Source organism: Streptomyces sp. CY-1, from assembly GCF_047218265.1.
GTDB lineage: Bacteria > Actinomycetota > Actinomycetes > Streptomycetales > Streptomycetaceae > Streptomyces > Streptomyces niphimycinicus.
In genome coordinates this window covers 365,615-391,481 of the sequence record NZ_CP178393.1, presented here as the reverse complement: position 1 = coordinate 391,481, position 25,867 = coordinate 365,615, and the positions used below count along the sequence as shown (strand labels likewise).

Genomic DNA, 25,867 nt, shown 5'->3' with positions numbered 1-25,867 from the left:
GCCGGGCGCGAGACCGAGGGATCAGCGACCGGCGAGGTCGGGGGAGCGGTGGCGGACGGGACTGACCGACTCGAGTGCCGCGCCCAGCCGCAGGACGGTCGTCTCGTCGAACCAGCGGGAGACGAGCTGCACACCGATCGGCAGGTCGCCGGCGGCCCCGAACGGCAACGACAGCGCGGGCAGCCCGGTGAGGTTGAACGGCACGGTGGCGCGCATGATGCCGCTCGCCGGTACCGTCCGCTCCCCGACCCGGAACGTCCGCTGCGCATGGGGCGGGGCCGGTACGGGGCACACGGGGCACAGCAGCGCGTCGTAGCGCTCGAAGTATCCGGCGAACAGCGAACTGAGCGCCTCAACTCGCTGTTGCGCGGCGATGTAGTCGTCCAGCGACACCTCCGGAGCGTCGATCGTGTGTTGCATGGCGATGTGCAGTTCCAGTTCGCGACCGGCGGCCACTCGTCGAAAGTACGGCCCCGTCTCCGCGGCGAACAGGATGGCGCTCAGCTCGGTCCCGTCCACCGCCTCCAGGGTTTCCAGCGGAGCGGGTTCGACGGTGCAGCCGGCTTCGCGCAGCGCATCGGCCGCGGCCGAGACCGTGGCCGCCACCTCACCGTCCACGGGACCGAATCCGGGCTCGGCCATCCAGCCGACGCGCAGCCCTGCCAACTCCTTCGGGGGGTCGGTGGGGGGCGGTGAATGCCGCACCTCACCATCCGCGCCATCGGGTCCGGACAGTAGGCGCAGCGAGGTCGCGATGTCCCGCACGCTGCGCGCCATCGGGCCGACGTGCCAGTAGCGACGGGGAACGTCCGGCCAGTGCCCGGTGATCGGAATTCTGCCCCGGGTCGCCTTCAGGGCGACGATCCCCGTGTCATGCGCCGGGCCACGCACCGAGATGGCGATATCGCTGCCCAGCCCGAGCGGTGACATCGCGGCGGCGATCGCGGCCGACTCGCCGCCGCTGGAACCGCCCGGTGTTCGTTCCACATCCCAGGGGTTGCGGCACCGGCCGATGAGCAGGTTGTCGGTTTCGGTCCAGTAGGAGAACTCGGGCAGGTTCGTCTTGGCCAGCGGAATGGCACCGGCTGCCCGAAGCCGCGCCACCGCGGTCGCGTCCGCCGCCGCGACATGGTCGCGGAACAGCACGGAGCCACGCGTGGTCACCACGCCCTCGACGTCCAGCGCGTCCTTGACCGTGAACGGCACACCGTGGAAGGGCCCGAGCGGGGCACCGGCCGCGACCGACTCATCGGCGGCGCGTGCCGTGGCGAGCGCCTGCTCGGTGAGCACCGTCATCATCGCGTTGAGCCGTGGGTTGACCTCGTCGATCCGGTCCAGATGCGCCCGCATCACCTCGACCGCCGACACCTGCCGTGTCCTGATCAGCTCGGCCAGCTCGGTCGCGTCACGGTAAATGGACCTGTCGATACTCATCCAACCTCCATGTGCTGCTGGGGATGTCAATACTGCGTCTGGTCAGCTCATGCGCTTCTCGAACCGAGGGGTGGGCACGGCCGGATTCGACGCGGGTGTGACCGGCGGTTGACGGAACACCCTTGCGAGGATGCCGAGTTGGGTGTCGATCGCGGCGAGAGTCCGCATGGCCACGGCCGCTTCCGGCCCCGGCCCCGGCCCCGGTGGACCGGCCTTCGCCGGTGGATTGGGTCCGGGGGCGCCCTGTGGTGCCGGTCGGCGGCCGATGGCGCGGCGTATGGCGAGTGCGTGCGCCGCCACCTCCTCGCGCCGCCGGCCCAGGCTCGGGTCGTCGGCGAGCGTGTCCGGCGCGGAGGTGATGGCGGCGGTGAGATCACCAACAGGTCCGGCACAGCGCCGCAGGGCCGCCACGGCACGCAGCGCCCCGAGCGCCCCGATGCGCCGCCGTCGCCGTGCGGACGGCGCGTGGGGGAGGGGCAGCGCGGCGAGGATCCGCAGCGGTGCGGTGGTGACCTCCAGTTGCTCGACCCGGTGGCGGAAGCGGGCCCGGGCCAGATGGACGGCCCGGCCGTCGTGCCAGTCGGCTTCCAGCAGCTCGATCAGGGCGGCCAGCGTGGTGGCGGTGCGGGCCCGCACCGCCGAGGAGGTGCGGATCGGCAGCACCAGCCAGGACGCCGTGACACCGATGACCGCGCCGACCGCGATCGCCGCCAGCCGGGTGCGCAGCAAGTCCCCCGGGCTCTGCCCGAACCAGTCGTAGAGGAGCGACAGCACAGCCGTGACGCAGCCCGCCCAGTACGCATAGCTCAACTCCCGCAGCCAGGTGCCCACCGTCAGCACTGCGAAGATCAGCACCACCACGGTGTCCGACCGGGGTCCGAACGATCCGGTGACCGCCCCCGCCACCACCGTGCCGGCCGATGCGCCGACCGTTCGCCACGCCCCCTTCACCAGCACATCCGCACGGCTTCGCGCACCGCTGGAGACCAGGAACGCCGTGAGGACCACCCAGGCCCAGTGGTCCGGCCACAGCATCCGGCCCGCGGTGAACGCCGCGGCCAGCGCGGCCGCCATCTGCAATGCCATCCGGGTGCCGGCCGGTATCCCGCGGCGCGCCGGACCGGCTGCCGTGACCACCTGGGCCGCCGGTGGCCTGCCGACGAGGCCGATACGTTGCGCCACCCACATCAGCAGCGTCCCCCAGGCGACCGCGACCAGTGCCATCACCGCCGCCCACCCGGTCCGCTCGTGCCCGCCCACGGCCCCGGTGCCACCGGGCACGACCAGGACGGCGACCAGCGGCAATGTGACGAGAGTGCCCACCCGTGCGGCGCGGAGTCCGAACCGCCGCAACCAGATCGACCCGGCCATGGCCAGGACGAACACCACGTCACCCACCTGGGGATGGCGCTGGATCAGCGTGGTCAGCTCCGTTCCGCCGGCCGCCGCGCATGGCAGCACGGCGCATGACAGGAGCCGGTCCGTCCGGTCCAGGACCCGCTGTATCCGGCCGAGAGCGGAGGCGATCACGACGCACTGCACGATGCTGTCCACGTGCAGTCCTGCCTTCTGCTCGATGAGCAGCGCACAGCCGTACGCACCGAGCACGGTGGCCATGGCCACGGCGGTGGCCCGCAGGTGCATCCACGTCGGGTCGAAGCGCGGTGTCCGGCGCAGCGGCATCGAAAACGTAAGCATTGCGTAGCATCACCGCCGATGGAATATGGGAGATCGGGCCTTCAGATGCCGTCCGATTCGCCCGGAGGCTGAGCGCGGAGCGCCCCGCGGAAGGGCTCAGCCTCAACAAGTGCAGCATCCTCGGCCACTTGCGGCGCAACGGCCCCATGTCGGCCGGTGCCCTCGCCGCCGCCGACCGTCAGCAGCCGCAATCCCTGACCCGGGTCTTCGCCGAGCTCCAACGCGACGGCCTGATCAGCCGTACGCGTGACACCCGCGATGGCCGACAGCAGGTGCTGGCGATCACGCAGTCTGGCGACGAGGCCCTCGACCGCGACATGGCACAGCGCGACGCATGGCTCGACATCGCCCTGGCCGACCTCAACGAGACCGAGCGCCAGGTCCTCTTGCTCGCCGCCCGCCTGATGGACCGCCTGGCCGACTCCCCGGCCGTTCTGCCCGGCGGCTGACACCGTTCGGCCGGCGAGGCGGCGACGATTCGCGGGCACGGCGGGGGCGAACACCGCGAGGGAGGGGTCAAGTTACCTCTCCGTCGGCGCTCAAGTGCCGTGACTCCGGCGGAAGTTCTGCAAGCAAGATCGAATAGCTGCTTTAATTGGGGTAGCTGATCGTGAGTCCCGGCCCTCGGAAGGCAGCCATGGTGTCCCCCGTCCTCTACCACTCCCGCTCCCGTTCCGACGTCCCGTTCGAGGCTGCCGCCGACGCCGGCGTTCTCCGCGTCATGTCCGACTCCCGTACTCCGGTGTTTCTCACCGTGCACGCACGCGGCCGACGCAGGTACGGCTACTGGCAGCCGTACGACCATGCCGCCGACAGGGGAGGCTGCTACGTCGCGCTGCCCACCCCCGTATGCGACAGGCTCTACTCCCAGGGGCGGATCGCCCTCGGTGATCCCCTCGTGGACCCGGGCAAGACCACGTACCGCGTCTGGCCCGCCCATGACCCGGTCGCGCCGGTGCGCATCCCGGTGGCACCCCTGCCCGCCGTGGCGGCGGCACAGATACTTGCCGCGTGAGACTCCGGCGTCTTCCCTGTCGGCCCGCCCGGTCGGAAACGTTGGCCGTCAGGCTTGCACGGTGGGCCGGACGACGATTTCGCTGATGTCGACGCCGGCGGGCTGCTCGATCGCGTAACCGATCGCGGACGCGATGGCGGAGGGCGGGATGGCAATCTCGTCGCGCTGTCGGGCTGCCGCCGCCGCTGCCTCGGGGCTCGCCCCCTTGCCGACGCCCTCGGTGTTGGTGAACCCGGGGGAGACCAGGGTGACTCGCAGATGGGGTCCCGACTCCTGCCGCAATCCCTCGGTCAGCACCTTCACCGCCGTCTTGGTGGCCGCGTAGACGGCCTGCGGGGACTTCACGACGTAGGCCGCGGTGGAGGCGATGTTGACGAACTGGCCGGAGCGCTGCCGTCTGAAGAGGGGAAGTGCCGCTCCGATACCGTTCAGCAGGCCGGTGATGTGTGTCGCGACCATCGCGTCCCAGTCGTCCCGGCGCAGTTCGTCGAACGGTGACACCGCCATCGTGCCGGCGTTGGAGACCAGGACATCGAGCCGGCCGAACCGGTCGACCGCCGTATCCGTGAGGCGCACGAGGTCCTCGCGGCGCGTCACGTCGATGACCGTCCCCACGGCCGAGCCGCCCCGCGCCGTGATCTGGTCGACCACCGCGTGCAACCGGTCTTCCCGTCGGGCCCCGAGCACGAGCCGGGCGCCCTTCTCGGCGAGGTGGATCGCCGTCGCCGCTCCGATGCCGCTGCTGGCGCCCGTGATCACTACGACCTTGCCTTCGACACCTGACATGATCAACGTCCTTCCAAGGGGGATGTGTACACGTCGGCCATGGCCTACAGTGGAACTGGGGGCGTCCCCACTTACGTGACGAGAGGCTAAGTGGGCGGCCCTCCGTTTAGCAAGTGAAGGGGACCGGAGGGGAATGGCGATCACTGATGGCCGACAGCGCGCAGCGCCCGTTGCGAGCCGACGCGCGGCGTAACAGAGACAGGATTCTCGCGGCCGCGGTGCGCATGTTCGCCGAGGAGGGGCTGGATACGCACCTGGAACGCATCGCCAAGGAGGCGGGTGTGGGCAGCGCGACGCTGTACCGGAACTTCGCCACCCGTGAGGCTCTGATCGAGGCGGTCTACCGCAACGAGGTGGCTCAACTGTGCGACGCCGTCCCCGAGCTGCTCGCGGAGAAGCCGCCCTACGAAGCCCTGCGCGCTTGGACACGCCTCTTCCTGGACTACGTCACCGCGAAATTCGGCATGGTCGACGCCTTGCGCGCCATCGCCGCCGGGGGAAACAACCCCTACGGCCACAGCCGGGAGATGATCCAGGTCGCCATCACCGCCCTGATGGACGCGTGTGCAGCCGCCGGGACGATCCGTACCGACATCAGCCCCACCGATATGGGCGCCGCCCTCGAAGGCATCGCCGTCACCTCGGGCATGCCCGAACACCGGGAGCGGGCCGAGCGCCTACTCGACCTCACCCTGGACGGACTGAGAGTCCGTCCGTGATGGCGCGGGCTCGGAGTCTCGATGCGACAGCGGTTCGGGAGGCACCGGGCCGTCGCCGCCGAGCCGTCGGCCCACTGGCCCGGTTCGTGGTCAGGGGGCCAGCGGGCGGCGGCCGCTTTCACCGGCGAGGTGAGCCCTTGAAGAGGGTCTAGAACAGGCGGTTCAGGCGGAGCGACAGGTAGCAGCCGCCGGCGCGGCCGTCGGTGTCGTCGCTCACGGTCACGGGGTGGCCCTCGTAAGCCGTGTCGTAGGTGTCCTTCGGGCGGTAGTTCTTGCACTGGCCTGAGGCGTCGGCGCCGCCGTCGCCGTAGAACTGCACGTCGAGGCCGACGTCCCCGCGGCCGGACAGGGCGAAGGTGAGGTTGCACCAGCCCGCTCGGCCGTCGGTGTCCACCCGGATGTTGTCGCCGAAGGTCTTGAACGGCTTGATCGGGATCGTGTGCGTGCCGCCGTTCTGGCACTGGCTTTCGTCGCTGCCGGGCTCTGCCACCCAGGTGTAGGTGGCGGTCAGGCCGGCGAGGGAGTTCGACGGGTCATAGATGCCGAAGGCCAACTGGCAGCCGCCCGCGCGGTTGTCGGTGTCCAGGCGGATGGCAGTGGTCCAGTCGGGAGCGGTGACCCACCGCTCCGGCGGGTTCGTCGGCCCGTCGCACTGGCCGTCACCGTCGGGGTAGAAGCGAACGCCCAGTTCGGGTGAGGCGTTGGCCGAGGATGACGCGGCGTTGGCCGAGGTGGCCGTCAGGCCGGTCACCATCAGTAACCCGACCGCCAGCGCGGACGCCAGTCGGGCTGATCTGCTGCCCAGCTTCAGCTTTCTCACGTGTGTCTCGCCAGGATGTCTTCGGTTGATCCCGAAAAGGTGCTGAATCGTTCCATGAGCGTGAATGATCATCACTGCGTTCCTGATCGGCGAGATGGAACAGAGAGGGACAGAGGAGAACAGAGCGGTGCAGAGGGAAACTGAGGTGGATCAGGCGGGGAAGGCGGAAAGGAGCGGAGCCCTCCAAACCTGGCCGCCGCGCTGGCAGTGCGCGGCGGCGACGGCAGAATTATCCAGGGCGCATAAGGGCGGGCGGCAAGCTCCATGTCGGCCAGCCATGGCCGGCCGGCGCCCGGTGTGCGGCCGTGATGGACAGGCTCAGGCGGGCAGCTTCGTGTCGACGACGAAGCTGATCTCGATGACCTGGCCGGGGAAGGTCAGTTCAGTGACGCCGAGGACCGTGCTGACCGGGCGGTGGTCGCCGAAGTACGCCAGGTTGCCCTCGGCGGTCGCCGCGGCGCGCTGTAGCAGGTTCACCACGTACAGGGTCTGCGAGACGACCTGGTTCCGGGTGACGCCGTAGTGGTCCAGGACCTTGTCCAGGTTGATGTAGGTCTGCTCGAGCTGGGCCGCGAAGTCGCCCGCGTAGCGGAACTCACCCGTCTCGTCGAGCGAGAGCTGTCCGGATACGTGGATGAGATCGCCGGACTTGATCGCCTGCGAGTAGCCGAAGTCGCTCTCGGCCGGCACGTTGTGGTTGAAGACATCGTTGGTGGCCAATGGTGCTCGCCCCTTCTGTCTTGCTCTCTTGTAGTTACTGGGAAACTTTAGGAGAGTGGTAGCCTACCTGGAAGAACGCACTTTTCGGTGACTGGGGAACCTGATGGTGACCAAGCAACTGCTCAAGGGCCTGCCCGAGGACGCGGACCTGAGGCGCGCGGACTCGCTGGCGCGGGAGATCTTCTCGGACGTCGCCAATAAATGGGCGTTCCTGATCATCGAGGCGCTCGGTGAGCGCACTCTGCGCTTCAGTGAGTTGCGGAAGGACGTCGAGGGCGTCAGCCATAAGATGCTCACCCAGAACCTGCGCATGCTGGAGCGCAACGGTCTGGTCGAGCGGAAGGTGCACCCCACCGTGCCGCCCCGGGTCGAGTACACCCTCACCGAGGCGGGCCGGGCCCTGCGCGCGACGGTCGACGGCATGTGCGGCTGGACCCACACCTATCTCGGTCATATCGAGGACGCGCGCCGTCGCTTCGGCGCCTGACGGGCGCTCAGCAGCACGCCCCCGGTGGCGTAGTGGCAAAGCTCTGCTTCGAGTCCTCACCCGAGTTCAAGGAGCGCGTATGACGATCACTGTCCGACCGGGAAGCACCGTGATGTTCACCGGCGATTCGATCACTGACTGCCAACGGCTGGAGAGCGAGGACGGCCTGGGGTTCGGCTACCCGCTGCGCGTCGCGGGCGAGTGGGGACTCCGGCACCCGGACCGGCCCGTGACCTGGCTGAACACCGGGATCGGGGGCAACAAGGTGATGGACCTCGAGGCCCGCTGGCAGACAGACGTACTCGACGCGCGCCCGGACGTGGTGTCCATCCTCGTCGGGGTCAACGACATGGGCTGGCACACGCTGGACCCGAAGGGCTACGTGATCCCCGTGGAGGAGTTCGAAGCCGGTTATGACCGCCTGCTCGCGCCCCTCGCCGAGGCGGGCACGAAGCTGATCCTCATCGAGCCGTTCCTCCTGCCGATTCACGGCGTTGTCGAGGCCGGTGCCGGTGTCGTGCGCATCGGAGAGGAAGAGCGCAAGGAATGGCGCACCGACCTGGACCCGAAGATCCAGGTCGTGCGCGAGCTCGCCCGCAGGTACGGCGCGCAACTGCTCGCCGCCGACGGCATGTTCGCCGAGCTCACCGCGACGACCGGGCCGGAGTACTGGGCCGCGGACGGCGTACACCCGACACCGGCCGGTCACGCGGCACTGGCGGCGGCCTGGCTGCGCCTGGTCGCGTGAATCCCGAACGCCAGGGCGCCGCCACCCGTGCTCAACAGGTCGACTATGTCGATGAGATACCTCTCGGCGGCGCCTGGCAGATAGAACAGCAACCCCTCGGCCAGCCAGACGCTCGGTGCGGCCTTGTCGAAGCCGGCGTCGGTCAGCGCTCCGACCCAGTCGGCGCGCGGATCGATCGGGATCGGTACGCGCGCCGCCTTCGGGGTGGCCGACAGCCCGCCGAGCACCTGGTGCTTGAACGGGGGGGTACCGCGCTGGACTTGAAATGGAGCGGGGGACGCCCGAAGGCGATCAGTGAGCGGGTACACGAGCACATCCGCCTGATCGACAGGACGTCCCCCGTGAACTGGAACATCGTCGCCTTCCTGCGCGACGGCACGGTCTCCTGGTAGGCCACAACCAGAGAAGGAGCCTTCGCTTTTCGGATCAAGGTCTGGACCCTGCGGCAGGTGAAACGCGCAGGTCAGTCCCTCGCGGCGTCGCGCTCGAGGAGCTGAAACTGAATCCCCTCCGAGGTGTCGGGCCGGGAGAAGGCATTGAGGTTGCCGTCGATCGCCACGGGCTGAGGAGCGACGAATTCGACGCCGAGGCCACGAAGCGTCTGCATGATCTTGGTGATGCTGTCGTCGACCTCGACTGCGATGTGCTCGATGCGAGCCTGGTCGCCGTCGCCGAGACGGCGCCGGCGGGCCTCGCTGGTGGTGGGTTCGATGAGCTCGATACGAGCCCCGTCACCCACCCGGTAGAACGCGGCTTTTACATTGCGTTCGGGCACCTCGCGTTCGAACTCGAGGGTGAGACCGAGGCTTTCAAGGAATTTCTTCGCGCGGAACAGGTCGTCGACAACGACACCGATATGGTCAATGCGCTTGAGCATGAGCGTGTGTGTCCCTTCAGGAGGTCCGCGATGCGATGGGGTTCGGGGCGGCCTGCGTGCGGTGCAGTTGGGCAGCCGTCAGAATCAGAATGACCACCAGGAAGAGCCAGCCGACCGGGTAGCCGGTGGCGCCGACGAGCGCGCCGAACAACGGTGGCATGGTGGCGGCGATGATCTGATTCAGGGTGATCGCGAAGCTGATTGTGGAGGCGACCGCATGCTGGGGGGCGATGTCGGTGACCTGTACGAGGTAGAGCGGGTACCAGCCGACGCTGAGCAGGCCCAGCAGCGTGCAGAGCGTGTAAGCAAGCACGCGGGGCGAGCCGGGGGTCAGCACGCTGAGTGCAGTGATCGGGATCGTGGAGAAGGCGAGAAGCCACTTCAGGGAGCGCATCCGCATGCCGGGCCAGAAACGGTCACTGATCCAGGCGAGACCGATCCGGCCGGCGATCCCGGCAGCCTGGGCCACCGAGTACATGAAGCCCGCCGTGACAATCGGGATGCGCAGGTGATCGTTGAGGAAGATCAAGATCTGCACGGAGAACACGTACTGGAACGCGGCCAAAGCGAGCCCGGCGATGAGAAGCGAGCGGACAGCCCTGTCGCGCACGAGGCCGAGGATCAAGCGGCGCAGGTTTACCGGCGTCTTTCGCGCACTCGTAGTGGCGTCACCTGTCTGGCGGTAGAAGGTGGCGAAGACCACGCCCCCGAGGATGCCGGCCGCTCCCTGGACGATCATGGCTGCGGTCCAGCTTCGGTGCAGGGCGACGGCGGGCAGGATCGCCCCGGCGATGGAGGCGCCGATCGGCAGACCGGCTTGGCGTATACCAGTGGCCATACCTCGTAGGCCGGGTTCGAACCATCGGGTGATGGCTCGCTGCCCGCCAGGCAGAATAGACCCGTAGAAGGCGCCCATCACCAGGATGAACAGCAGCAGCACAGGGTAATTGCGACCCGCGGCAGCGGCGATGAACGCCGTGATGCCCATGGCGAACATCGTAAGAGAGACGACCCAGCGCTCTCCGTAGCGGTCGATGGCCCGCCCGATGATCAGCATCGAGGTGATCGGCCCAGCCTGGATCGCCGTGGCCGCGAGAGCAGCGGTGGCCGCGGACAGGTGATAGGTGTCCTTCCAGAACGGCAGCAGGACACTGACGCCGGAGTAGACGATCGAGCCAGAAGTCAGCGCGGTAACGGCTACGGCAAGCACGACCCACTTGTACGACCCCGTTGAGTGGACAGCTCGCTCGGCGGGCGCCGCCTCGCCGACCTCTCGCGCCGTCACGCGCCGGGCTCCGATTGCCTGGAGGCCAGGTTCCCCAGATGGGCCAACAGCGGGATGTTCATCAGGTTCAGCAGGACGAGGTTCTGGCTCGTGGGGTTGTCGAAGTGGTGCAGCGACCAGGCCGGGACGAGCAGAAGGTCCCCGAGACTCAGATCGGTTGTCTCGCTGGTGTCGTGGAAGGTGACAGTGCCGGTGCCGGCTTGCACGACGAACAGGTGATACCAGGTATGCGCGTGCGGGGTGGTGTTCTTCCCAGCGGGGATGACCTGGTAGGCGACGGCGACATCACGGATGATTTCGGCGCTGCCGTTCGGCAGGGACAGGGCGAGTGTGCCGCGTTCGGGGTGCTCCGTGTCGCTGAGCCGGCCGGAGGTGTCCGCCCACCGCCACACCACTGGCTCGGGCGGCAGGGTGTCGTAGCGCTTTTTGAAGTCAGGGTATGGAAACTGACTGCCGCTGCCGATCGGCACGGGAATCATCCTCCTCGATGATCGTGAGTTGCTGCCACATGTCGCACACGGCGGCGTTCGCCTCGTCGGTGAATCGCGACTTCTGCCCGTCCCTGGGCAGGTAGTACGTGTAGTACCGCGGTCCTTCGACGGGGTATCCGACAGCCCATACACCTGTGAGCGGCGTCCCGGCCTTGGCGATGACGCGGCCGCTGGGGGTAATGTCCACACCGCCCGGCTCGTAGGAGCCGTTGCCATAGGGACGGATCAAACCGCGTGCCAGCAGGCGGGCGGTCAGCGGGGAACTGTCCGTCTCGGGGTGGAACAAGTCCAGGCGCGCCGCCACCAAGGCGTCGGCGTGCCGGACGGTGGGGCCCTTGGTGAAGTCGGTTTCAACGGTGAACCGGGCCGTCTCAGGGTCGGGGATGACACGGCAGCCCGGTCCTCCGGCCAGATCGACCACACCAGCGTTCATCAGGGCGAGAAGTTCGTAGTTGCGGCGGCGGGGCGGCCCGAACGAGATCCTGTTCATGAGCGGCACCCAGCGAGTGTTGAACACCCGATGCGAATCCGGTGTCAGGCCGGAGAACTCGACGGCCTCGCGCAGGCTGGCGCGGATGTCTCGGATGGCGTCGGTGGCAGCTTTGACAGGGCTCGTCCGGTTTCCTTCCTCGGCGTGCTTCAGGTCCTCGGTGACGAACGCCGTGAAGAAGGCGCGGAAGGAGTCCAGATCCCTGAAGCTCTTGCCGGCCAGCGGGTCGACGATGGCGTCGACGGCGGCCTGATCGGCCGCCGCGAATTCGTACTGGTCGGGCCGGATATGACGTTGCTCCAGTGTGGAGCGGTAAACGTAGCCCATTTCTCGAAGTAGTAGCGGTGCGGCTTCCGCCTCGAAGTCGATCTGCGTGCTGCCGCGCTCCCGCCCCGCATGCTCACGCAAACCGCGTATGGCATCGAGGGTTAAGAAGTGCGGCTGGTAGGCGCCGGCGAGGCCCTTCTGGTTGATGCCGCGTGCGGCGGCGGGCAGGCACTGACGGGAGAACAACAGGATGCTCGGCTCGCGCCCGGACGGTAGGTAGCGCATGTCGTGGCCGTCGCCCTCGAAACGTCCGCCCCTGCCGATGGTGAGGTGAGCGATGACGTCGTGGGCGGTCAGTCCGAAACCCTGCACGGCCACCGTAGCTCCGGGGGCGATGCGCCCAAGCTTGTCGACCGGGTAGCAGTCCGCCAGGTAGGCGAGGCGGTCGTTGCGGCCCTGGTGTTCGCTGACGAAATTCTCGAACCGGATGTCCTCGTCGGTGGGGGTGCGCCGGCAGTGCCCGGTGGCGAGGAACAGGAAATCGGAGGGAATCTCGTAGCCGTCCTCGGTCCGCACCACGTACCTGCCGGGCGGGGACAACTGCTCCATGTCGATGGCGCGAGCCTGATGGTGCACCACTCGCACGCTCGCGGGCAGCGAGCTGATGGTGTGGTCGGACACGAAGGAGAGATACTCACCGAGCAAGTTGCGCGGCAGGTAGTCGTGTGGCCCGATCGGCTCCCCAGATGCCTCGCCAGTGCGGTAGTAGCCACCTGCGAAGCGGCGGTAGTCAACCTGCTGGGCCCAATCGGTGAACGACGGGCCGCTACCGTCGGGGAACATGGTGAGCTGGCTGGCGAGCGTGTTGGTGAGCAGATACTCGGGCTGTCGGTTGGAGTGTGCCCCTTGCCCGGTGTCGCCGGGGTCGACGAGGTGGACGTCCAGCTCAACGTCCTCGGGGAGCTGGTGGGCTCGCTGGGCGATGTGCTGGAGGATGCCGAGGCCGCGCGGCCCCATCCCGACAATCGTGACCTGAACAGCCCTCACGAGATCACCCGCTCGCTCAGCTCCAGCTCCGCCGGGTCGGTGTACGGGGCTATGGGCTCCTCGTGCAACCGCACCCAGCGGGGGGCGTCCTCTACCTGAGGGAAGCGGGTGGCGACCTGAGGATCATGACCGGGGATGATGTGGTCGACGCCGTCCGCCAGATCTTCGACGGTCTCGTACGCCTCGACCATGGAGGCGAGGTGGTCGAGGATCGGGAACGGGGCCCGGCGACGGATGTTGGCCCACAGGTGCGACGAATCGCTCGCCAATACCACCCAGCCACGCTTCGTGTGAACGCGTACCACTTGAAGGCCGGGGGTATGCCCAGGGGCCGGGTGCACCTCGACGCCGGGCACAATCGTCGCCGGGCCCCGGTGCAGGGTGAGGCGCTCGTCGAACAGCAGCCGAATCGCCGCGTTCACATCCTCCGCCTCGAAGGGGCGGCGGGGTGCGGCATGGTGCATGGCGCGGCCGGTGCAGAACGCGAGCTCCCGCTCTTGGAGATGAACGCGAGCCGTGGGGAAGGCGGCGAGGTGACCGGCGTGGTCCCAGTGCATGTGCGTGATCAGCAGATGCGACACGTCGGTGGGGTCGATGCCAAGACCGGCGAGGGCCTCGACGGGGTGATGAAGTTGCTCGCGGCCACGCCGCGCCCCCGTGTGGGCGGCAAACCCGGTATCGACGACAATCACCTGATCCTGACCTCGGATGACCCAGATGTAGAAGTCGAACCCGGCCGGAGTGTCGGTGGCGCAGCGGTCGTCGGCGAACAGGAAGTTCTCCCGCGCGAGTCGCCCTCTCTGAGTCCCGAACCTGAGTGCGAGGAGTTCGTGGGTTGGCAGCCGGCTCACGCGCCCACCACCGCCAGTTCACGAGCCTCGGGTGCCGGGAGCGGAAGCTCGTCCTCGAAGAAGAACTTCTCCGCCCCGAACGCCGGGATGAGCTGGTCGAACCAGGTCGCGTTCGGATCGTATTCGGCGTAGAACGGCCGGCGGGCCCAGTCCGCGTTACGCCCCTGAAGGAGCTGAAGGGCGAACACCTTCTCGCCGTGGATGGTGGGGGTGCCGTCGATGAGAATCTTGCCCGGAAACGCGCTCATCGACGGGCCGCGCACGGTACGGGCAAGGCCGGAGACCCGCTGGTATGCGTCGCGGAAGATCTCGTACGCCCTCACCAGGGGAATCTCGAAGTAGGAGCGGGCGCCGGTATCGCGTTCGACGAACATGTAGTACGGGATGGCGCCCAGCCGCACCCCGGTCGTCCACAGCTCCCGCCACGCCTCGGCGTTGTCGTTGATGTGCCTCAGCACCGGCGACTGGAGGCGCGTGTTCGCGCCTGTGGCGATGATCCGTTTCAGGGCGGTCTGTGCGATGTCGGGGCGCAGCTCGGCGGGGTGGTTGTAGTGGCCCATGATCGCCAGGTGCTTACCAGCGGTGACGATCCGCTCGAACAGCCGGATGAGTTCGTCGGCATCCCGGTCGGTGACGAACCTCTGGGGCCAGTAGGCGACCGATTTGGTGCCGATCCGGATGTTCTGGATGTGTTCGAACTCCGGCGTCAGGAGTGGTTCGATATAGCGGCCCAGAGTGTTTGTCCGCATGATCAGCGGGTCGCCGCCGGTGATCAGGACGTCGGTGACCTCCCGGTGACGGGCGAGGTAGGCGGTCAGACCCTGGGCATCCTTGGCGGCGAAGGCGAGTTCGTCGTCGCCGACGAACTGCGGCCAGCGGAAGCAGAACGTACAGTAGGCGTGGCAGGACTGTCCAGCTTTGGGGAAGAACAGTACTGTCTGGGGGTATTTGTGCTGGATCCCCGGGACTTCCTCGCCGTCCAACTCGGGTATGTTGTGGGTTCGCTGGCCGGCGGGGTGGGGGTTCATCTGCTGACGGAGCCTCCCCACGTGAAGCGCGATCTGCCCTTTGTCGCCGGCGGCGATGACATCCCGCAGGGTGGCGTAGTCGGCGTAGTCCAGCATTGCCCGGTGAGGGAAGTTCAGCCGGAAGATGGGGTCGTCCGGGATGTTGTCCCAGTTGATGAGCTCATCCAGCACGTACTGATTGGTACGGAACGGGAGAACCTGGGAGACCACAGTGACGGCCTCGCGGAGTTCCTCGGGCACCCGCCCCCATTGTGGGGCGCGTTGAATTGTTTTTCCACTGTAGGGCGTGAACTTTCCGACATTCAATTCGAGTCCCTTTCCCTCTTCGAAACCGAGCGGTGTGGGCGAGCGTTGATCCGAGCCCCTCACCCCTAGCCGAGATCATCCTCTGCAGTTCCGGAAGCTTGCGCGACTTGCGGGTTCACCAAGTCGGAGCTAGGGGCGCAATGCGGGCGTCACAGTTACTGCCCCAAATGTCATGACGACGATTCGTGTTGCGGTTCCATGCACGACTGCCCTCAGTCCTCACTGATGAGTGGAGTGATTACTCGTCATGCCGTCCGACGCACCATGATCCTGCCTGAACAATGAGACACCTGTCGCGGCCGCAAGTCGTCGCGCATGCGACTGACGTAAACCCGCCACAGGGCAAAAAGGAATAATTCAACATTAATCGGACTGTCGTCGTCAACGTAAATACAACAAGGCCGGGCATGGCCCGGCCTTGTTGCGCTCGTTGTCGAATGTGATCGCTGGTTCAGTTTTGCTGGGCGATCAGCCTCTCGTGGCCGGCGCGCCGCACGCACACGGTGATGCCGTAGGCGATCCGCTCCAACTCTTCGAGCATGGGGTAAGTGGGGCCGATACGGATCACGGTGTCGTTGGGATCGTCGCCGTAGGGGTGAGTGGCCCCGGCCGGCGTGACGGCGATGTCGGCCTCGGCGGCCAGGCGCACCACTTCGCGGGCGCAGCCGTCGAGGACGCTGAGCGCGATGAAGCAGCCGCCATTCGGCCGTGCCCACGTGGCGAGACCGGTGCCATCGAGCTGCTCGCCGAAGATGCGGGTAGCGGTGTAGTCACGGCGCGCTTCATCCAGGCGTGAAGCGAGGACGTAAGGCATTACGGCCTCGTCGAGCTAACAGACAACTACCCTGCGACTCGCCGATTTTGCTGTCGGGTGCTTTTCTCTTGGAGTATGTCGAGATCACGCAGCAGGTAGCCGGCGTGGAGCCGGTTGTGGGCCCCGATGCGGCGCAGAACCTCGGCCAGGTGGCGCTGGAAGGTGCGCAAGGAGATGCCGAGGCGCTTGGCGACAACCTTGTCGTCATAGCCTTCGACGAGAAGTTCCACGATCGCCGTCTTCATCTCCTCCGAGCTGAACAGCATCTGGTCCCGCTCGTGGGCGAGCGGGAAGGGCAGGGCTTTACCCCAAGCCCGCTCGAAGGCGCCAACGAGGAAGTGGATGACGCTCAGGTCACGTATGAGCAAGGCGCCTTTGGGGTTGCCAACCAGCTCGACGAGGGCGACTTCGCGGTCGAAGACGATGAGCCGCATGAACACATGCGTAACAACACGGACTTCAGCGCCGTTTTCGACAAGCAGTGAGGCGTGGTCGACAGTGGGCTGATGGAACTGCGCCGCGTACTGATAGAGCGTACGCATGCGTACGCCACTCTCAAGCACGCCTACGGCGCAGTCCGTTGTCTCCTTGAGGACGGGGTCGGGGTGAGGGTCGCCGGGTTGGGAGATGAGGATCTCCCTGGTGGCGCGGGCCGAGAGTTCGGACAGGGTCAGGCGGACGGCATCCGCATTGTCGAGACGATGCAATAAATGTTCCCTTACGCCTTCCATGACGCTTTTCTCGTAGACGGGAAGCAGATCCACTAGTTCCGCGCTCACTTCGTTAATCATCATCTGCCGTTCGCGCAGTTCGCGGATCGCCGGCAAAAGAAGTTGGGTGTAGGCGGTGGCCGGCGCCACGGGTATGAGACGATCCGGGTCTCCGGGCTTGCTGGTGAGCACCTTGAGTTGGAGCAGCCTGTCGATCGCCTGTCCGGCCTTATCGGGCGAGGTGTCCGCAAGTCGCAAGAGTTCGGCGCGGGAGACGCTGTCCCGGGCTGCCGCGTAGGCATAGAGGACAGCCATCAGACGACTGTCATCATTGGCGGTTTTGTCGGTTTCCAGGTTTGTATAGCCCGTAGACATGGCTATGTTCCCCTTTCTGGAATTGAAGACCATCCCAATAAACCAACAAGATCGCCAACAGGTACTAACGGCGCAAGAGCGCGAAACCGTCACTGTAAAACGGCTGAACGGCCATCACCACGTCAGTTCGCCCGCGTCCGCCGCATCCGAAGCAAGTGCCGCGAACGGTCGAATTCCTACTATCGTCCATCGTCCATCGACTAACGCGGCACCAACGCGCGGACAATCCGGCGCGCCCAGGGGCGATACGGGGCGCGCTGCGCGCCACTCGGCCCCGGACGACCACTGGCTCACAAAACCGCGGGCCGGCCCCACGCTACGAGCCCGGGAGGACTCGGCACCGAGAACCCCCGCTGGGGCTTCCGATGCGTGCACAGCGAAATACGGCGCCTCGGGCACAAGGTCAGCCCAGCCACCGTCCGTCGGGTCCACCCAGTACGCCCGGCGGCTCCTATGGCAACTCGGCAATCACACCATCGACCATGAAGACGGGATCGGCAGCCGAGGGGGTCGACGTCGGAGCGTTGACGTGCCCGCCCTTGCAGACCACCACGCCCGCCAGAACGAGCAGCGGGTGCCGGTATCCAACCGGAGGCAGACTCCTCCTCGGCAGTCACCGCGCATCCGAACCGCACGACAGCTCAGTCATGCGCCCAAGGTTCGCCGGGTTGGTCAGCCTACGGATGCGAGGTCCGACACCGCCCCGGCGGGAGCGTGGGCGACGGTCGCCACCGCGCCCACAGTCGTGGCCGGCGCGTAGGTCGGCACGGCCGCGGCGAGCTTGACGTCCCTCGCCACCGGCACCGCGTGCCCTGCTGCGCCGCGCAGATGGCTGCCTCGCTCGTGTCCACGCACACCGGCGAGCCGTCCGTGGTCACCAAGTACGGCCGCTCGTCGCGGCACTGCATCGACGGCGCTGAGCCGCCGCCCGTGCTGAGCTTCCGCAGACGGGTCCCGTCAAGGTCCCGGATCGACTGGATCCGGCCCATGCCGTCGCGATTGCCCGCCGGCACCCCAGCGAAGCAGGAGCCCGTCGGACAGGCGACGAGCGCGCCGGAGCGGCGGTCGGTCACGTTACTGATGGTGCGCTGCTGGGGATTGTCGGGGTGCACGTCGAAATACTTCGCCGTCCACCGAGCCTAGGTGATCAACAACAGGTCGCGGCGGGCACGGCCAGGACGATCGGCACGCTGATTCAGCGTCCTCGTCCTGGGGACAGCACACGGTGCAGCCTTGTCGTCACTGTTCCTCCCGGAGATTCGGACAGAAGTCGCCGGCGGGCCGAGACAGCCGGCGGCGGCGCCGGGACCGCCGACGGACAGCACGAGAGGGCGGGGCGGTGGGAGAGTCGGGCGAGGGAGGCAGCGGCGGACACCGCCGGCAGCCACACCCGGGACGGCTTCTCGGCGAAGTGGGTCAGGCGGCGTCCTGCCACCGTGGCGACGCCGCGTGCGGTGACGAACCACGGCGGTTTGGGGACGAGCGCCAGCTCGCAGCCGGCGCCCGGGTGAGGGAAGGGGCGGAAGGGCCCGCGCACGACGGTCCTTTCCGGCTCGGCGATGAGCAGGGCATGGTGCACGATACCTGTACCGCTGTGCGCGTCGTCACGATACCTGTACCGCTGTGCGCGTCGCCGATGGTGCGTCCGGCGAAAGCGCCCACGGAGCAGCCGCGCCGAGGAGTCCCGGACCAGTCCGGGCGCTGATCGCGATGGTGCAGCCGCCAACGGACTCTTCGAGGTCACATCTGGTGCGGTCCTCATCAGCCATGGGCAAGGACGCGACGGCTTCCCGAAGCGGGATGGTCATGGGCGCAGCGGCAATGGAGGCCCGCGGGGGAATGGATATCTGCATGGTGAGGGCGGCGGTTGTCGCGAGCGCCGCGCGGACGGTGGCCTTGAGCGTCTGCAGACCTCCTGCAAAACGGCAACGCGCAGGGGGCGGGGGAGCCGGGAGAGTATGTGGATGGCGAAGCCCGGGCTGCCGTGCGGGCCGGGTATGGCTGGGCCGTCCGACGGTGGCGTCACGGCCGGGGCTTGTTCGCGAACACCCACCGGTTGCCCGCCAGCGCGTCGTTCTGCTCGGGCAGCGGGCCGCGCCCGTGGCGGCGGGTGAAGTCGAAGGGGGTGTGGACCGATGTGGACCAGCCCTTGTCCGTCAGATCACCCGCGGAGTCGGGGCGCGGCTCGCTGTCGAACAGGTTGAGCAGGTCGATGCCGATCTGGTGTTTCGTAGAGGTGTAGAGCGGGCTGTCGCGGTAGGCCAGCAAGTCCTTCTCGAGCTTGACCTCGAACGCCAGGGCGCTGCCGCCCGTGCTCAACAGGTCGACTGTGTCGATGAGGTACCTCTCGGCGGCGCCTGGCAGATAGAACAGCAACCCCTCGGCCAGCCAGACGCTCGGTGCGGCCTTGTCGAAGCCGGCGTCGGTCAGCGCTCCGACCCAGTCGGCGCGCAGATCGATCGGGATCGGTACGCGCGCCGCCTTCGGGGTGGCCGACAGCCCGCCGAGCACCTGGTGCTTGAACGCCAGCACGCCTTCCCTGTCGATCTCGAAGATCACACACCCGGGAGGCCAGTCGAGCCGGAACGCCCGTGTATCCAACCCCGCCCCGAGCAGCACCACTTGGCAGGCGCTTCCCCCCTGTACCGACCGGAGGAGAAAGTCGTCGAGGACCCTCGTCCGCAGCCCGAAGTAGCGCGCGAATCGCCCCCACAGCGGATCCGCGTCTCCGGCCGGAACCTGTTGTATGCGGACCGGCCAGCCCGCGCACGCCGGTGCGGCGAGCACGAAATGCTCCGCGAAGACATCCCGTGCCAGGCTGTCGTGGCGGTGGGTCTCGATCGCCCGTGCCGCGGCGACCAGGAGAGCGGTCAGGCCCACACCCCCTTCCACGCCCTCCACACCGGCGCTCCGATGCGCTGTGCCGACCATGTGTCCTCCCTTGGTGCGAGCAGAGACTACGAACAGCGAGGAATACGAGGAATTCGAAGTACGAATGATGTGGCGGTCGATCGGCTGGGCGTGGCGTCGAGTGCCTCGCTCATCGGCCCGTCCGCGCCGGGATCAGGACGGGTTTGACCACGCGGCCCGCGTCGCAGTCGCGTTCGGCCTCATTGATATCGGCGAGCGGGTAGGTACGGATCAACTGGTCGAAGGGAAACCGCCCGGCCTGCCACAGCGCGGTCAGCCGTGGAATCAGCAGTCCGGGCACCGCGTCCCCCTCGCAGATGTGGGAGATCCTCCGGCCCCGGTCCAGCGTGCCCGGTTCGAGCGGCAGCGCGGTGTGGAGCCGGGCCACCAGGCCGAGGTGGCCGGTGGGGCGCAGGGCCCGCAGCGCGTCGTTGATGAGCTGGCCGGAGCCCGTGGTGTCCAGCGCGTACCGCGCGCCACCGTCGGTCAGTTGCCGAATGCGCTCGGGCAGGCCGGCCGATGCGGCGGGCAGCGGGCTCGCGCCGAACCGCTCGGCGAGGGCCAGCCGTTCGGGGTGCCGGTCGACGGCCACGGTCACCGCCCCGGCGGCGGTGGCCGCCATCACCGCGGCCAGGCCCACCGCTCCCGCGCCGAAGACCGTGATGCTGTCGCCGGGGCCGGCACCGAAGGAGTTGAACACCGCTCCGGCGCCGGTGAGGAAGCCGCAGCCGAGCGGTCCGAGCAGTTCGATGGGCAGCGAGGAATCGACCCGGACGGCGTTGCGGGCCGGGACCATCGCGTATTCGGCGAACGAGGACTGGCCGAACCACCGGGGGGCCAAGGCGGCCCCGGCCGCGTCGGTGAACCGTGTCGCGTTCTCCGTGCGCCCTCCGAAGAGGTTGAGCGGGGCGAAGGAGTCGCAGTAGGCGGGCGCCGCGCCCAGACAGCTCAGGCAGTGTCCGCAGGAGTCGAAGCTCAGCACGACATGGTCGCCGACGCTCAGGCCCGTGTCCGGGCCGCCCGTCTCCACCACCACCCCGGCCCCCTCATGGCCGAGCACCGCAGGCAGTGGTGAGCGGCCCGCCGAACGCCGGACCGCGAGATCGGTCCGGCACATCCCGCAGCCCGCGATCCTGACCAGGATCTCCCCGTCGGCCGGTCCCGCGCCCAGGCTCACCTCCTCGACGGCGAAGGGGCTCTCGTACGAGCGCAGTACCGCCGCACCGAACCTCTTCGTCACGCCTCCTCCGGACGGTGCACGACAAACGGCCTGAGGTTTCCGTAGAGCCCCCACGGCCCGCCCGCGACGCCGACACCGCTGTCCTTGATGCCCGCGAAGGGCTGGGCGAGGGACAGTTCGGCGTGGTGGTTGATCCATGCCGTCCCGCACTCCAGTTGGCCGGCCACCGCCCCGGCCCGGTCGAGGTCGGTTCCCCACACGGAGCCGCCCAGCCCGAAGCCGGTGTCGTTGGCCGCCTCGACGGCTTCGTCCAGACGCCCGTACGGCAGCACCGGCAGGACCGGGCCGAACTGCTCCTCCGTCACCACCGGGCTGCCGGGCGGGACATCGGCCAGGATCGTCGGGGCGAAGAAGTAGCCCGGCCCCTCCAGCCGGTGACCACCGGCCACGGCTCTGGCACCGTCCGCCAGGGCCTGGGCCGTGCGGCGCTCGACCCGCTCCAACTGGGGAGCGTTGCCGACCGGCCCCAGTTGCGAGCCCGGGTCGAGTCCGGGTCCGACGACGACGGTCTTCGCGCGCTCCGCGAGGGCCTCGACCACCTGGGAGTAGAGCCGGGCCGGGGCGTAGACGCGCTTGACCGCCATACAGACCTGCCCGCAGTTGCGGAACGCCGCCCAGAACAGCCGGTCCGCGATCCGCTCCACCGCCACGTCCTCCAGCAGGATGGCGGCGTCGTTGCCGCCCAGCTCCAGGGTGACCCGGGCGAGCGAGGCCGCCGCGCCCTCGGCGACGGCCCGTCCGGTGGGAATCGAACCGGTGAAGGTCACATGGCGGATTCCCGGATGGGACACGAGGCGGGCACCGAGGGGTTCGCGACCGGTGACGATCGTCAGTACGTCCTGGGGGAGGGCGGCGGAGAGGACGGACCCCAGCAGCCGTGTGGCCAGGGGCGTGAACGGGGAGGGCTTGAGCACCATCGTGTTGCCCGCGGCGAGCGCGGGCGCGAACTTCGCCGACGCGAGCTGGAGGGGAAAGTTCCACGGGACGATCGCGGCGACGGGCCCGAGCGGTCGCCAGCGGAGTTCGGTGCGCACCGGCCGGCCGTCTGTGATCGGCTCGGGCACCGGGTCCAGTTCGGCGAAGTAGCGCAGGCGGGCCGCCGTGCGGGCGATCTCCGCGTACGACTCGGCCAGGGGCTTGCCCTGTTCACGGGTGAGCAGCGGAGCGAGGTCGGCCCCGGCCGCCTCCACGGCGTCGGCCGCCGCGAACAGCGCGGTGGTGCGGGCGACGGGGTCGGCCCGCCAGCCGCGCCAGGCATCGTGGGCCCGGTCGACGATGGCGTCCAACTCCTCCGGCCGCTGGTCGGGAGCCTCGTCGAAGGCCGCGCCCGTCGCCGGATCGAGGACGGCGAAGCGCTCGCCGAGGGGCCCCGGCGTGCGATGGGGCTGATGTGTCGGCATGTCCGCGGTCAGCTCGCGGTGGCGACGGTGGCCGCGTATTCCCGGGCGTGCCGGTCCATCTCCGCCCGGAAGGCCGCCACCAGTTGCGGCTGAATCCTTCCGGCATTGCGGTCGCCACCCTCGCAGACCGCCCCGCGCACCCCCACGATGTCCGTGCCGATGCGGGTGAGTTCGCCGAGGTCGCCGGCCTTGACGCTGCCCGCGAGGGCGGCGAGCAGTTCGGCCTCGTGGGCCAGCCGGACGAACTCCGCGCAGACATCGGGCGGAACGTGGTCGAACAGCCGTGTTCCGTCCTTGATGGCGGTGTCGAGCATGGCCGCGTCGGAACCGGAGCGGCGGGCGATGTCGGGCAGCGCGAGCGGGTTGACACAGCCGATCCGGTGGGCGTCGGCATAGCCCGAGGCGACGACGAACGCGTCCGGCCGGTAGTCCTTCACCGCCCGGACGACCCCGCGCATGACATCGATGGCCTGGTCGGGCGTCGCGCATCCGTAGAGGCCGACCTTGATGTAGGTGGCTCCGGAGACGGCCGCACCGAGCGCCGCCTGGGCCACCGTGCCGGGCTTGTACGGCACGTCTCCCACGGTGGCGGACACCGGCTTGTCCGCCGGGACCGCGTCGCGGATCTCCCTGATGACCCACGGGAAGTTCGCACCGAGCGAGCCCTCGTCGGGCTTTTTGACATCGACGATGTCGAGGTGCTCGGCCGCCTTGGCGCAGTCGAGGGCCTCGTCGACGCTGTCCGGGGAGATGAGAAGCAACAACGTACATTCCTTCCACCGCGTATCCACCCGCCACAGGGCAGGTGTGCGGAGTCGTGGATTACGTGCGGTCCGCTCATCATTGCCGCGGCCCGTGGCCACCGGCAGGGCGCGCGGAGTCCGAACGGGTCACTGCATGACGCACCCGCGCCCCCAACGCACGGTCTACGCCGTTTCGGAGCGGCCCAGCCGCACGCGTCGTGGGCCTCGTGACGCCTCGGCCGGCTGTGAGATGACGCACTGGCGGCTGCCTCGCCTGAGAAGATCGTCAGAATTTACGCGATGTTCCCCGAGTGGATAAAGCCGGTGGGCCACCGGAACGACAGATGTCCGACCGTCATGTCCACGGGCGCGATCGGGCGTTGGCGGCGGCAAGCGGTACGGCGGAATGAGGGTAAATCGGATATCGTCCCGGAGTCTCGCTCCCTCATCACTTACCGTTGATCAATAAATTACCGACCGGTATTGGGTCGTGATCCGGACGGGCCTTGCCAGGTGCGTGTGCCGACTGCTTAAGTGACGCTGCCGTCCGCCGAGGAATTCTCTGGCGACGGCCTATCGCTTTAATGAACGGGGGCCACGTGCTTTTGAATTGCTGTTGGCGTATGCCACTCGTCGCCGCCATGCGCCCATTGCGTATGAGCGGGCGATGCAATGCAATGTATGTTCCAAGTGCGTGAGGTGTGAATTCGTGGATATAGCCATAGAGGCCGAGGAGATCCGTAAGAGATACGGGGACCACGAGGCGCTGCGCGGCGTGGACCTGTCCGTTCCGGCGGGAACACTCCTCGGCCTGCTCGGCCCCAACGGAGCGGGCAAGACGACGACGGTGCGGGTGCTGGCCACACTGCTGGAGGCCGACGAGGGCCGCGCGAGTGTCGCCGGATACGACGTACGCACCCAGCCGCGCGAGGTACGCCGCAGGATCGGCCTCACCGGTCAGTACGCGGCCCTCGACGAAAGGCTCACCGGCCGGGAGAACCTCCAGCTCGTCGGGGTGCTCCACCGCCTGGGCCGACGCGGGGCGAAGGCTCGCGCCGAGGTGCTGCTCGACCGGCTCGACCTGGGGCAGTTCGCCGACCGCACCGTCAAGACGTACTCCGGTGGCACCCGGAGACGGCTGGACCTGGCCGCCAGCCTCATCGCCGACCCCAAGGTGCTCTTCCTCGACGAGCCGACCACCGGCCTCGACCCGACCAGCAGACTCATCCTCTGGGACATGATCCGCGAGCAACTGGCCGGCGGTGTCACGGTCCTGATGACCACCCAGTACCTCGAAGAGGCCGATCAGCTCGCCGACCGGATCGCGGTGATCGACGGCGGACGCGTGATCGCCGACGGCACTTCGGACGAACTCAAGGCCAAGGTGGGTGGCGAACGCCTCGAGGTGACCGTGCAGGACGACGCCGCGATCCCCGCGGCCGTCACCGCCCTGCGGGAGGTCACCGCCATGGAGCCGGCCGTCGAACAACACGGACGGATGGTTTCCGTAGCCCTCCGCGACCAGCTCAAAACAGTCGCCGAGGCCGCCTCCGCCCTGGACGCCGCCCAGGTGCGTCCCATCGGATTCGCCGTACGCCGGCCCTCGCTCGACGATGTGTTCCTCGCCCTTACCGGCGGCACCACCAGCAAGGAAGGGTAGGGCGTGGGCACCATGGAACTCGTCAGCGACGTCTCCGCACTGTTCGGCCGCCATATGCGGCATCTGGCCCGCATTCCGGAGAAGCTCCTCAGTGTGACGCTGATGCCGGTCGCGTACGTGATCGTCTTCGGCGTGCTGTTCGGCAGCGCGATCTCCGTTCCGGGCAGCGACTACCGCTCGTATCTGATGGCCGGCATCTTCACCCAGATGATGCTCACCAACGTGGGCAACACCGCCCTGGGTGTCGCCGGAGACCTCGGTAACGGAGTGGTCGACCGCTTCCGCTCCCTCCCCATGTCCCGGTCGGCCGTGCTGATCGGGCGCACCCTCTCCGATGTGGCGCTCGCCGTCATCGCCTGCGCCACGATGGCCATCGTCGGATACCTCATCGGCTGGCGGGTGCACCAGGGCATCCCCAAGGCCATCGCCGGATTCGGCATCCTGCTGCTGCTCGGCTACGCCATGTCCTGGCTGGGCGCCCTCATCGGACTGCTGGCGCGCAGCGCCGAAGCGGTCAACTCCATCGCGTTCATGCTGGTCATGCCGCTCACCTTCCTCTCCAACGCGTTCATTCCGCTGAACGGTCTGCCGGGCTGGCTACGGCTGCTGTGCGAGTGGAACCCGGTGAGTGCCGTGGTGGCCGCCTGCCGCGAACTCTTCGGCAACACCTCGACCGGCACCGGTAAGAGCGCCCTCCCCGTCCAGTACCCCATCCCGCTGTCCCTCGCGCTGATCGCGCTGCTGCTCGCCATCGTCGTCCCCGCCGCCGTCGGCGCCTATCGCAAGGCCGCCGCCCGCTGAGGCACCGCGGGCCCGCCCGGGCCCGCCCGGAATGTGCGTGGAGCCCTCGCGCCGGGTTCTCCGTCCCCACCGCCATTCCCCGTGCCGGCGCTGAGAATTCAGGCGTTCTCCGCTTGGTATATCGCTTGCGGATCGACATCTCGCA

25 protein-coding genes and 3 pseudogenes are annotated in these 25,867 nt (G+C 68.1%); 8 read left to right on the top strand and 20 right to left on the bottom strand.

Annotated elements, in window-relative coordinates:
* Positions 1-21: 21 nt before the first annotated feature.
* On the bottom strand, positions 22-1,434 hold the full coding sequence (locus ACK1X7_RS01825; RefSeq protein ID WP_413114555.1) for an amidase: 1,413 nt from the start codon (positions 1,432-1,434) through the stop codon (positions 22-24).
* A gap of 42 nt (positions 1,435-1,476) precedes the next feature.
* Complete coding sequence (locus ACK1X7_RS01820; RefSeq protein WP_413114554.1) at positions 1,477-3,132, bottom strand: FUSC family protein; 1,656 nt, start codon at positions 3,130-3,132, stop codon at positions 1,477-1,479.
* Between ACK1X7_RS01820 and ACK1X7_RS01815 the strand changes: the two genes are divergently transcribed.
* Together ACK1X7_RS01815 and ACK1X7_RS01810 are read left to right on the top strand one after the other, a co-directional pair.
* A complete protein-coding gene (locus tag ACK1X7_RS01815; RefSeq protein WP_390794179.1) occupies positions 3,132-3,581 on the top strand; it encodes a MarR family winged helix-turn-helix transcriptional regulator in 450 nt (149 codons plus the stop codon). The two genes, ACK1X7_RS01820 and ACK1X7_RS01815, sit on opposite strands and share 1 nt — an antisense overlap.
* A gap of 188 nt (positions 3,582-3,769) precedes the next feature.
* A complete protein-coding gene (locus ACK1X7_RS01810; RefSeq protein ID WP_385157110.1) occupies positions 3,770-4,147 on the top strand; it encodes a hypothetical protein in 378 nt (125 codons plus the stop codon).
* 48 nt (positions 4,148-4,195) lie between these two features.
* Here the strand turns inward: ACK1X7_RS01810 and ACK1X7_RS01805 are convergent, their stop codons facing one another.
* Positions 4,196-4,933: an SDR family oxidoreductase gene (locus ACK1X7_RS01805; RefSeq protein WP_413114553.1), complete on the bottom strand. Its 738-nt coding sequence runs from the start codon at positions 4,931-4,933 to the stop codon at positions 4,196-4,198.
* Positions 4,934-5,079: 146 nt separating this feature from the next.
* Between ACK1X7_RS01805 and ACK1X7_RS01800 the strand changes: the two genes are divergently transcribed.
* On the top strand, positions 5,080-5,652 hold the full coding sequence (locus tag ACK1X7_RS01800; RefSeq protein ID WP_385157115.1) for a TetR/AcrR family transcriptional regulator: 573 nt from the start codon (positions 5,080-5,082) through the stop codon (positions 5,650-5,652).
* A gap of 148 nt (positions 5,653-5,800) precedes the next feature.
* Here ACK1X7_RS01800 and ACK1X7_RS01795 read toward each other — a convergent pair whose 3' ends face one another.
* Positions 5,801-6,472: a hypothetical protein gene (locus ACK1X7_RS01795; RefSeq protein WP_390794181.1), complete on the bottom strand. Its 672-nt coding sequence runs from the start codon at positions 6,470-6,472 to the stop codon at positions 5,801-5,803.
* Between the two features lie 318 nt (positions 6,473-6,790).
* On the bottom strand, positions 6,791-7,192 hold the full coding sequence (locus ACK1X7_RS01790; protein ID WP_390794182.1) for a RidA family protein: 402 nt from the start codon (positions 7,190-7,192) through the stop codon (positions 6,791-6,793).
* Positions 7,193-7,295: 103 nt separating this feature from the next.
* Here ACK1X7_RS01790 and ACK1X7_RS01785 point away from each other — a divergent pair, with 103 nt between their 5' ends.
* Both ACK1X7_RS01785 and ACK1X7_RS01780 read left to right on the top strand, forming a co-directional pair.
* Positions 7,296-7,679: a winged helix-turn-helix transcriptional regulator gene (locus ACK1X7_RS01785; protein WP_390794183.1), complete on the top strand. Its 384-nt coding sequence runs from the start codon at positions 7,296-7,298 to the stop codon at positions 7,677-7,679.
* A 79-nt stretch (positions 7,680-7,758) separates the two neighbouring features.
* Positions 7,759-8,427: an SGNH/GDSL hydrolase family protein gene (locus tag ACK1X7_RS01780; protein ID WP_390794184.1), complete on the top strand. Its 669-nt coding sequence runs from the start codon at positions 7,759-7,761 to the stop codon at positions 8,425-8,427.
* Here the strand turns inward: ACK1X7_RS01780 and ACK1X7_RS01775 are convergent.
* Positions 8,427-8,672 (bottom strand): annotated as a pseudogene (locus tag ACK1X7_RS01775) (class I SAM-dependent methyltransferase); the annotation flags it as partial. The gene ACK1X7_RS01780 and the pseudogene ACK1X7_RS01775 overlap by 1 nt on opposite strands.
* Before the next feature lie 15 nt (positions 8,673-8,687).
* On the opposite strand from ACK1X7_RS01775, the gene ACK1X7_RS01770 reads away from it, so the two are divergent.
* Positions 8,688-8,819: a hypothetical protein gene (locus ACK1X7_RS01770; protein ID WP_413116975.1), complete on the top strand. Its 132-nt coding sequence runs from the start codon at positions 8,688-8,690 to the stop codon at positions 8,817-8,819.
* A 71-nt stretch (positions 8,820-8,890) separates the two neighbouring features.
* Here ACK1X7_RS01770 and ACK1X7_RS01765 read toward each other — a convergent pair whose 3' ends face one another.
* From ACK1X7_RS01765 to ACK1X7_RS01700, 14 genes and pseudogenes are all read right to left on the bottom strand, one after another.
* The gene (locus ACK1X7_RS01765) at positions 8,891-9,304 is read right to left on the bottom strand and encodes a VOC family protein (protein ID WP_385147400.1); all 414 of its coding nucleotides are present in this window, start codon (positions 9,302-9,304) and stop codon (positions 8,891-8,893) included.
* Between the two features lie 16 nt (positions 9,305-9,320).
* Positions 9,321-10,589, bottom strand: coding sequence for an MFS transporter (locus ACK1X7_RS01760; RefSeq protein ID WP_390794185.1), 1,269 nt, complete (start codon positions 10,587-10,589; stop codon positions 9,321-9,323).
* A complete protein-coding gene (locus ACK1X7_RS01755; protein ID WP_413114552.1) occupies positions 10,586-11,059 on the bottom strand; it encodes a cupin domain-containing protein in 474 nt (157 codons plus the stop codon). Before ACK1X7_RS01755 ends, ACK1X7_RS01760 begins: the two co-directional genes overlap by 4 nt.
* The gene (locus ACK1X7_RS01750; protein WP_385147391.1) at positions 11,022-12,854 is read right to left on the bottom strand and encodes an FAD/NAD(P)-binding protein; all 1,833 of its coding nucleotides are present in this window, start codon (positions 12,852-12,854) and stop codon (positions 11,022-11,024) included. The genes ACK1X7_RS01755 and ACK1X7_RS01750 overlap by 38 nt, the downstream gene beginning before the upstream one ends.
* Before the next feature lie 26 nt (positions 12,855-12,880).
* Positions 12,881-13,735 carry an N-acyl homoserine lactonase family protein gene (locus ACK1X7_RS01745; protein WP_385147388.1) on the bottom strand — a complete coding sequence of 285 codons (855 nt, stop codon included), beginning with the start codon at positions 13,733-13,735 and terminating at the stop codon, positions 12,881-12,883.
* Entirely contained in the window at positions 13,732-15,003 is a 1,272-nt protein-coding gene (locus tag ACK1X7_RS01740; RefSeq protein ID WP_413114551.1) for a KamA family radical SAM protein, read from the bottom strand. Before ACK1X7_RS01740 ends, ACK1X7_RS01745 begins: the two co-directional genes overlap by 4 nt.
* Before the next feature lie 517 nt (positions 15,004-15,520).
* Positions 15,521-15,883, bottom strand: coding sequence for a hypothetical protein (locus ACK1X7_RS01735; RefSeq protein WP_398159196.1), 363 nt, complete (start codon positions 15,881-15,883; stop codon positions 15,521-15,523).
* A 26-nt stretch (positions 15,884-15,909) separates the two neighbouring features.
* Positions 15,910-16,968, bottom strand: a complete 1,059-nt coding sequence (locus ACK1X7_RS01730) for a LuxR C-terminal-related transcriptional regulator (RefSeq protein WP_413114550.1) — start codon at positions 16,966-16,968, stop codon at positions 15,910-15,912.
* 696 nt (positions 16,969-17,664) lie between these two features.
* A pseudogene (locus tag ACK1X7_RS01725) lies at positions 17,665-17,933 on the bottom strand (molybdenum metabolism regulator); the annotation flags it as partial.
* Positions 17,925-18,080, bottom strand: a pseudogene (locus ACK1X7_RS01720) (L-threonylcarbamoyladenylate synthase); the annotation flags it as partial. The pseudogenes ACK1X7_RS01720 and ACK1X7_RS01725, both read right to left, overlap by 9 nt.
* Positions 18,081-18,990: 910 nt before the next feature.
* Complete coding sequence (locus ACK1X7_RS01715; RefSeq protein WP_390794188.1) at positions 18,991-19,899, bottom strand: class I SAM-dependent methyltransferase; 909 nt, start codon at positions 19,897-19,899, stop codon at positions 18,991-18,993.
* A 109-nt stretch (positions 19,900-20,008) separates the two neighbouring features.
* On the bottom strand, positions 20,009-21,118 hold the full coding sequence (locus tag ACK1X7_RS01710) for an NAD(P)-dependent alcohol dehydrogenase (RefSeq protein WP_413114549.1): 1,110 nt from the start codon (positions 21,116-21,118) through the stop codon (positions 20,009-20,011).
* Entirely contained in the window at positions 21,115-22,518 is a 1,404-nt protein-coding gene (locus ACK1X7_RS01705; RefSeq protein ID WP_390794190.1) for an aldehyde dehydrogenase family protein, read from the bottom strand. The genes ACK1X7_RS01710 and ACK1X7_RS01705 overlap by 4 nt, the downstream gene beginning before the upstream one ends.
* Positions 22,519-22,526: 8 nt before the next feature.
* The gene (locus tag ACK1X7_RS01700) at positions 22,527-23,282 is read right to left on the bottom strand and encodes a (5-formylfuran-3-yl)methyl phosphate synthase (RefSeq protein ID WP_385147372.1); all 756 of its coding nucleotides are present in this window, start codon (positions 23,280-23,282) and stop codon (positions 22,527-22,529) included.
* Between the two features lie 688 nt (positions 23,283-23,970).
* Here ACK1X7_RS01700 and ACK1X7_RS01695 point away from each other — a divergent pair.
* Both ACK1X7_RS01695 and ACK1X7_RS01690 read left to right on the top strand, forming a co-directional pair.
* Positions 23,971-24,921 (top strand): ATP-binding cassette domain-containing protein, encoded by a 951-nt coding sequence (locus tag ACK1X7_RS01695; protein ID WP_413114548.1) that lies wholly within the window; start codon positions 23,971-23,973, stop codon positions 24,919-24,921.
* 12 nt (positions 24,922-24,933) lie between these two features.
* The gene (locus ACK1X7_RS01690; protein ID WP_385147421.1) at positions 24,934-25,722 is read left to right on the top strand and encodes an ABC transporter permease; all 789 of its coding nucleotides are present in this window, start codon (positions 24,934-24,936) and stop codon (positions 25,720-25,722) included.
* The last annotated feature ends 145 nt before the right edge of the window (positions 25,723-25,867 follow it).